Origin of the sequence: Pseudomonas sp. GD04091, from assembly GCF_029836165.1 — a bacterium.
Taxonomy (GTDB): Bacteria; Pseudomonadota; Gammaproteobacteria; order Pseudomonadales; family Pseudomonadaceae; genus Aquipseudomonas.
In genome coordinates this window covers 1-552 of sequence record NZ_JAOEBG010000056.1, presented here as the reverse complement: position 1 = coordinate 552, position 552 = coordinate 1, and the positions used below count along the sequence as shown (strand labels likewise).

General features: G+C 61.2%; 1 protein-coding gene. It reads left to right on the top strand.

The window, feature by feature from the left end; genetic code table 11:
* On the top strand, nucleotides 1–552 hold a 552-nt coding region (locus tag N7422_RS26850), incomplete at both ends, for an immunoglobulin-like domain-containing protein (RefSeq protein ID WP_279809346.1).

Genomic DNA, 552 nt, shown 5'->3' with positions numbered 1-552 from the left:
GGACGGCGATACCCTGACCGTCGGTATCACCGACGCCAGCGTTGAAGGCAAAGCCTTCGAAAACCTTGAACTGGGCGGCGACGCCTCGGTTCAGATCACCGATACCATCAGCGAGGTCGTGGCCACCCTGTCGGCGGACAAGACCACCGTTTCGGAAGGTGGTCAGGTCACTTACACCGTCACCCTGACCAACGCCCAGGGCCTGTCGGTTACCGGCCACAACGGCCTGACCTTTACACTGACCGATGGCACCAAAGTCACCATTCCAGCCGGCAGCGCCAGCGGCACGTTCACCATCACCGCCAAGGATGACGTGTTCGTCGGTGGCCAACCGAGCATCGTCAACAAGATCGAATCGGTTGTCGGCGACGACAACTTCGAGAAGCTGACCCTCGGCGACAACAGCATCACCACCACCGTGACCGACGAGCCAGGCACCGGCACTCCGGGCACTGGCAACGAAGGCGACAAGGTCAGCGTGACCATCGTCGGCAAAGGCGGTGTCACCGAAGATCAACAGCCGGCCTTCACTGTCAAGGTCAGCCAGAAGCT